Source organism: Hamadaea sp. NPDC050747 (genome assembly GCF_040654195.1).
Lineage (GTDB): Bacteria > Actinomycetota > Actinomycetes > Mycobacteriales > Micromonosporaceae > Hamadaea.
The window spans coordinates 304,738-311,350 of sequence record NZ_JBFAHM010000010.1 but is presented as its reverse complement, the minus strand read 5'-3'; the positions used below and the strand labels follow the sequence as shown (position 1 = coordinate 311,350).

The window sequence follows — 6,613 nt, the reverse complement described above, 5'->3', positions numbered from 1 at the left end:
TGCCCCCCGCGCGATTGGTTCCCCGCCCCAAACTGCCCCCCAACACCCCCCCCACAACCCTGATCCAGCGCCGATCCCATCCAGCCGGAACGCGCTGGGCGGAGAAATCGGGCCGACAGACCGGAAGATCGCCGATAGGGTGCCGGGTTGACCGCACCGAACGAGGAGGAGCTCGCGTGACCAGCAGCGACCTGTGGGACCAGGCGACCGCGGAGCGGTACGAGGAGACGTCGGCCGCGATGTACGCCCCGGACGTGCTCGACCCGGCGGTGGACTTCCTCGCCGAGCTGGCCGGATCGGGTGCGGCGCTGGAGTTCGCGATCGGCACCGGCCGGGTCGCGGTGCCGTTGCGGGCGCGGGGCGTACCGGTGTCGGGGATCGAGCTGTCGCAGCCGATGGTCGACCAGCTGCGGAAGTCGGCGTCCGCCGAGGAGATCCCGGTCGTCGTCGGCGACATGGCGACGACGACGGTCCCCGGGCAGTTCTCGCTGGTCTACCTCGTGTGGAACAGCATCGGCAATCTGCGTACGCAGGACGAGCAGGTCGAGTGCTTCCGTAACGCGGCCCGGCATCTCGTGCCCGGCGGCCATTTCGTGATCGAGCTGTGGATCCCGGGCATTCGGCGGTTCCCGCCGGGCCAGACGGCGGTGCCGTTCGACGTCTCCGAGGGGCATGTCGGCTTCGACACCTATGACATGGTGACGCAGCAGGGCACCTCGCATCACTACTACCGGTACGCCGACGGCAGCACCCGCTATGGGGCGAGCAACTTCCGCTACATCTGGCCGGCCGAGTGCGATCTCATGGCCCGGCTCGCCGGCCTGGAGCCGGTACGCCGAGTGGCCGACTGGAGCGGAGCGCCGTTCACCTCCGACAGCGAGAGCCACGTTTCCGTCTGGCGGAAAGCCTGATTGTCGGGGGCCGCGGGTACGGTCCGGGCATGGCTATCGCACGGTATCCCAGCTTGGTGATCGACTGTCCGGACCCGGCCGCGCTCGCGGAGTTCTACGGGACGATGCTGGACTGGAAGGTCAAGGCGGAGGGCGACTGGTACGAGGTCCGCGCCGATTACGGCCAGTGCATCTGCTTCCAGAAGGTCGAGGACTACGCCGCCCCGAAGTGGCCCAGCCAGGAGGTGCCGCAGCAGATGCATCTCGACGTGGTCGTCGACGACCTCGACGAGGCGGAGGCGGGGGTGATCGCGCTCGGTGCGACCAAGCACGACCACCAGCCCGGCACCACGTTCCGGGTCTTCCTCGACCCGGCGGGTCACCCGTTCTGCCTGTGCCTCAGCTGACGTGGAGTCGCGTCACCGCGATCTCCGTCGACACTCGTGAAAGTTTCTCCGGGTTGCGGACGGCGTAGAGCCCCGTGATGCGCCCGTCGTCGACTCGCAGTCCGAGGACGGTGTCGACGTCGCCGTCGATCCGGAGGATCAGCGCCGGATAGCCGTTGATCTCGGCCGGGGCCAGCTTGGTCGTGGGGGAGACCTTCGTCATGCCGGTGAGGAAGACGCGGGCGATGCGGTCGGCGCCGACGATGGGCTGCGGCACCGCCCGGACGATCCCGCCGCCGTCGCCGAGGAAGACGACGTCGGGCGCCAGGATGTCGAGCAGTCCTTGGAGGTCGCCGGTTTCGACCGCCCGCTGGAAGGCGTCCAGCACCGTCCGGGCCTGCGCCGGCGACACGTCCCCGCGGGGTCGCCGGGCGGCGACGTGCTGCCGTGCTCGGTGGGCGATTTGGCGTACGGCGGTCTGGGTCTTGCCGACCGCTTCGGCGATCTCCTCGTATTCGATGTCGAACACCTCGCGCAGGACGAACACCGCCCGCTCGGTCGGTGTGAGCGTCTCCAAGACCAGCAGCATCGCCATGGAGACGCTGTCGGCCAGTTCCACGTCCTCGGCCACATCCGGTGCGGTGAGCAGCGGTTCGGGCAGCCACGGGCCGATGTAGGACTCCTTGCGGCGGCGCAGTGTCCGCAGCCGGGTGAGCGCCAGGCGGGTGGTGATCCGGACCAGGTAGGCCCGCTGGTCCTGCACGGCGTCGAGGTCGACTCCGGCCCAGCGCAGCCAGGTCTCCTGCAGGACGTCCTCGGCGTCGGCGGCCGAGCCGAGCATCTCGTACGCCACGGTGAACAGCAGGCTCCGGTGGCGGACGAAGGCGTCGGTGGCGGTGTCGGTCATACGCATTCGACTCCGGTCCCGGGGATCGTGTGACGTCTGGCGTCGGTGGCCCTCGTCACAAGCCCCATCCCGTCACAAGCCGCGGCCCGCCGGCATCTCCATGTCGACCAGAAAACAGCCGTGTCCGCCGGGAACACGGGCCCGACCAGGAGAGCAGGACTGACCATGACTACCAAGATCGCACTGGTGACCGGAGCGAACAAGGGCATCGGCCGGGCCGTCGCCGAGCAGTTCGCCGAGCTGGGATGGACGGTGGTGATCGCGGCTCGCAGCGCCGAGCGCGGCGAGGAGGCCGCCGCCGCGCTGCGGGCGGCCGGCGGAGACGCGTACGCCGTCCGGCTGGACGTCACCGATCCGGCGTCGGTCACCGCCGCGGCGGCCGAGGTCGCGGATCGTTTCGGCCACCTCGACGTGCTGGTGAACAACGCGGGGATCTCGGGGGCCGCTGCGGATTCGCCGATGGACGTACGCGACCAGATCCCCAGCGTGGCGGACATGGGCGTGGTGCGCGCGGTGTTCGAGACCAACGTCTTCGGCGTGATCGCGGTGACCAACGCGTTCCTGCCGTTGCTGCGGCGGTCGGCAGCCGGTCGTGTCGTGAACCTCAGCAGCGACGCCGCCTCGCTGAGCTGGACGAGCGACCAGGGCGGCAAGTTCGCTGCGATGCCCCCGGCGATCGCGTACGCCCCGTCGAAGACCGCGGTGAACGCCCTGACCGTCCAATACGCCCACGAGCTGCGGGAGGCGGGCATCCTCGTCAACGCGGCCGCGCCCGGGTTCTGCGCGACGGACATCAACGCTCACCTCGGGCACCGGACCGCCGCGGAGGGCGCCGCTGTTGTCGTCCGCCTGGCGACGCTGGACGCCGACGGCCCGACCGGGGGCTTCTTCGGCGACGACGGCCCCCTGCCCTGGTGACGATCAAAGTGAGCGCGTCGCGTTATCCCGGATGATGCTGCTTCCCGATCTCCGGACAGCCGCGTTATCCCGGATAACGCGAACCCAGCGCCTGCGACGCGGCGGGAACAGATCGGCTCGTACTTTGGGCGGATACGCCGCCGGTCGGCCGCTCGTACCATCGGGCCGTGGTGCACCTCGCGCGCGCGATCTGGTTCGAGCCCCGGCCGCCTGGCGTGCCGCCGCGGGGCCGGCGGGACTGGGTGCTCGCCGGCCTGATCGTCGTCTTGGCGGTCGTCGAGTTCGCGGCCCGGCCGAGTCTGCGCGGTCAACCGCTCGCGTTGGTCGTGACGGTCGGTCTCGTGCCGACGCTGCTCTGGCGGCGGTCCCGGCCACTGGCGGCGCTCGCGGTCGCGTTCGTGGTGTCCGGGCTCGTCGCGGTGCTGGCGCCCGAGGTGCCCGACAGCTTCGTCATGATCTACGTGCTGGCTCTGCCGTACAGCTTGTTCCGCTGGGGTTCCGGCCGCGAGATGATGATCGGCCTGGCGTGCATGGCGGCCAACCTGGCCGTCTCGGTGGCGGTGGACCGGCTGCGGCTTACAGATGCGCTGGGCGGGGCGGCGATCTTGTGTGCTGCGGTGATGCTCGGGGCCGCGCTGCGGTTCCGGGTCAAGGCCCGGACGCGGGAGCTGGAGCAGGTCCGGCTCGTGGAACGGGAGCGGCTCGCCCGGGATCTGCACGACACGGTCGCTCACCATTTCTCGGCGATCGTCGTCCGCGCCCAGGCCGGGCTCGCGGTCGCGCCGGTCCAGCCGGAGGCTCCGCTGGAGGCGTTGCGGATCATCGAGACGGAGGCCACGCGGGCGCTGGGGGAGATGCGTACCATCGTGCGGGTGCTGCGCCGAGACGAGGCCGCCGATCTCGCCCCCAATCCCGGCGTGGCCGACATTCCCGGGCTTGCCGGTCATCCCGGCCCGCGGGTGGCCGTCACCATGAGTGGGGACCTGCACGAACTGCCCACCGCCGTGGGCGCGGCGCTCTACCGCCTGGCTCAGGAGTCGGTCACCAACGCCCGCCGGCACGCGCGTCACGCCAGCCACATCGAGGTCCAGCTCCACGCCGACGACCAAGTGGTACGCCTGACGGTGCGCGACGACGGGGAGATGGCCGGCGCGGCGTCGCCCGGATTCGGCGTACTGGGCATGATCGAGCGGGCCGAGCTGCTGGGCGGCGAATGCCAGGCCGGACCGGACGGGCAGCGGGGGTGGGTCGTGTCGGCGGTGCTGCCCCGGAGCGGGCGATGAGCGTACGCGTGATCGTGGCCGACGATCAGGAGATCGTCCGCACTGGACTGGTGATGATCCTCAACGCGCAGCCGGGCATCGAGGTCGTCGGCGAGGCTTCCGACGGAGTGTCCGCTGTGGAACTGGCCCGCCGCGTACGCCCGGATGTGTGCCTGTTCGACATCCGGATGCCCGGGATGGACGGCATCTCGGCCACCCGGGCGCTGGCCGGGCCGGGGGTCGCCGATCCGCTCGCCGTCGTCGTGATCACGACGTTCGACCTGGACGAGTACGTCTACTCAGCTCTCCGGGCGGGCGCCAAAGGCTTCCTGCTCAAGGACGCCGGAGCGGTCCTGCTGGCGCAGGCGGTGCACGCGGCGGCCGACGGCGACGCGCTCATCGCCCCGGCAGTCACCGCCCGGCTGCTCCAAGCGTTCGCCGAGACCGGTCCGAGCGCCCCGCCGGCCCAGCCGATCGATCCGCTCACCGACCGGGAGGAGCAGGTGCTCGCCTCTGTCGCACGGGGACGGACGAACGCCGAGATAGCGGCCGAGCTGCGGATCACGCTGAGCACGGTGAAGAGTCACATCGCGAGCCTGATGACGAAGCTCGGCGTACGCAATCGCGTGGAGATCGCGATGTGGGCGTACGAGACGCGGCGGATTCACCGGCGGTAGCCGGAAGTACTACGCGCCGACCCTTCCGGAGTACGCCGACGCCGCGACCCGATTGCCGATGAGTCGCCCGCCCGGCGGCCTGACCATCGAAGCGTGACCTCTTCGCGGAAACCACAGTGGATCGTCCCGAGCGGCTTGATCCTGCTCAGTCTCGTGCCGGTGATCGCGGCCTTCGTCCGGGGCGCCGAACTGGCCTCTCGGCCGCAGGTGACGCCGGACAACGCGCGCTTCGTGACTGCGCCGGTGCCCATCGTGCTGCACATCGTCGGCAGCGTCCTGTTCGCCGTCCTGGGCGCGTTGCAGTTCGCCCCGGGTCTGCGGCGCCGCCGCTGGCACCGGTACGCCGGTCGCCTGGTCCTCCCGAGCGGCATCGCGGTGGCCGTCTCCGGTCTGTGGATGACCCTGACGTACGCCCTCCCGCCGATCGAGGACTCCGGGCTGAGCGTCATCCGGGTGTTCGTCTCCACCGGGATGCTGTTCTGTCTCGTGCTGGGCTTCGTGGCCGTCCGCCGGCGCGACTTCATGACCCATCGCGCCTGGATGATGCGGGCGTACGCACTGGCTCTGGGCGCGGGGACGCAGGCGTTCACGTTCGCGTTCTGGACGGTCGCGGTCGGCGAGCCCGGCGTGCTCGCGTACGCCCTCCTGATGCTGGCGGCTTGGCTGATCAACCTAATGGTGGCCGAGTGGTTCATCCGGCGCGGCGGAGAGCCCCGCCGTCGGGCGGGGCTCTCCGGACCGAGCCGGGCCGGCGCAGATGTCAGCGGCGGCGCAGTGCCCGGGCCGCCAGCGCCGAGATCCACAGCATCGAGGGGATGACGCCGAGGGCGAGCGTCAGCGAGCCGGCCTTGCCGCCGGTCATCGCCCACAGGTTCCCCAGGAGGGTGGCGGTCCCGGTGATCCGGGAGACGAGGGCCGGGCCACGGTCGCCGTTCCGGCTGAACTCCCGGCCCAGCAGGTAGCAGGCCGCGATCAGGGCAGCGAACGCGATCGTGCCGGCCGCGAAGTGGCCGTAGCTGTGCCAGCTCAGCGAGGCGGGGACGCCGGCGGGCGTGCCCACGGGGAAGCCGTCCGCCGGGTCCATCACGAAGATGCCCGCCGCCATCATCCCGAGCCCGTTGATCCGAACCAGGCGCGGCGCCCACTTGCTGCGGACGATCCGGCGCAGTCCGGTCGCCCCGATCACGGTGAGCAGCCCGGCGACGAGGAAGTTGGTGATCTGGAGCCAGCCGAGCGAGCCGGTGCTCAGCGCGCTCAGGGGGTGGCGGGTCAGGTCGAAGCCTTCGCGGGTCGCGGCCTGGATCAGGCTCACCGCCGCCCACAGCGGGGCGGCGACGGCGGCGCAGGTCAGCAGAGCTCGGGTGCGGACGGACGAGGCCGCGGTGGACGAGGCGGCGGACGGGGTGGTCGCGATGGTCGTCATGTCGGACTCCTGGGTCGTGAGGACTCGTGGTGAGGACTTGTCTCGCTGACGCGTCGATCCGAAGATGTGACAGGGAACAGCATGGTTCCCTGTCACATCCGCCGGTTCGACGTCTCGGCAGACACCCCCTTTCACCTGGATGGAGACCAC

Annotated in this window: 8 protein-coding genes; 6 read left to right on the top strand and 2 right to left on the bottom strand. The window is 70.7% G+C overall.

All coding sequences use genetic code 11. From position 1 onward, the window contains the following. Positions 1 to 176: 176 nt before the first annotated feature. Together AB0H43_RS25220 and AB0H43_RS25215 are read left to right on the top strand one after the other, a co-directional pair. Positions 177 to 911, top strand: coding sequence for a class I SAM-dependent methyltransferase (locus AB0H43_RS25220; protein ID WP_360002955.1), 735 nt, complete (start codon positions 177 to 179; stop codon positions 909 to 911). Positions 912 to 940: 29 nt separating this feature from the next. Next, positions 941 to 1,297, top strand: coding sequence for a VOC family protein (locus AB0H43_RS25215; RefSeq protein WP_360002953.1), 357 nt, complete (start codon positions 941 to 943; stop codon positions 1,295 to 1,297). Here the strand turns inward: AB0H43_RS25215 and AB0H43_RS25210 are convergent. Continuing rightward, the gene (locus AB0H43_RS25210) at positions 1,290 to 2,183 is read right to left on the bottom strand and encodes an RNA polymerase sigma-70 factor (protein ID WP_360002952.1); all 894 of its coding nucleotides are present in this window, start codon (positions 2,181 to 2,183) and stop codon (positions 1,290 to 1,292) included. The two genes, AB0H43_RS25215 and AB0H43_RS25210, sit on opposite strands and share 8 nt — an antisense overlap. A 165-nt stretch (positions 2,184 to 2,348) precedes the next feature. On the opposite strand from AB0H43_RS25210, the gene AB0H43_RS25205 reads away from it, so the two are divergent. From AB0H43_RS25205 to AB0H43_RS25190, 4 genes are all read left to right on the top strand, one after another. Further along, a complete protein-coding gene (locus tag AB0H43_RS25205) occupies positions 2,349 to 3,101 on the top strand; it encodes an SDR family NAD(P)-dependent oxidoreductase (RefSeq protein WP_360002950.1) in 753 nt (250 codons plus the stop codon). 167 nt (positions 3,102 to 3,268) lie between these two features. Continuing rightward, positions 3,269 to 4,384: a histidine kinase gene (locus tag AB0H43_RS25200; RefSeq protein ID WP_360002948.1), complete on the top strand. Its 1,116-nt coding sequence runs from the start codon at positions 3,269 to 3,271 to the stop codon at positions 4,382 to 4,384. After that, positions 4,381 to 5,040 (top strand): response regulator transcription factor, encoded by a 660-nt coding sequence (locus AB0H43_RS25195; RefSeq protein WP_360002946.1) that lies wholly within the window; start codon positions 4,381 to 4,383, stop codon positions 5,038 to 5,040. Before AB0H43_RS25200 ends, AB0H43_RS25195 begins: the two co-directional genes overlap by 4 nt. Positions 5,041 to 5,133: 93 nt before the next feature. Beyond that, positions 5,134 to 5,859: a DUF2306 domain-containing protein gene (locus AB0H43_RS25190; protein WP_360002944.1), complete on the top strand. Its 726-nt coding sequence runs from the start codon at positions 5,134 to 5,136 to the stop codon at positions 5,857 to 5,859. Here AB0H43_RS25190 and AB0H43_RS25185 read toward each other — a convergent pair. Beyond that, a complete protein-coding gene (locus AB0H43_RS25185; protein WP_360002942.1) occupies positions 5,801 to 6,463 on the bottom strand; it encodes a DUF998 domain-containing protein in 663 nt (220 codons plus the stop codon). The genes AB0H43_RS25190 and AB0H43_RS25185 overlap by 59 nt on opposite strands. Between the last annotated feature and the right edge of the window lie 150 nt (positions 6,464 to 6,613).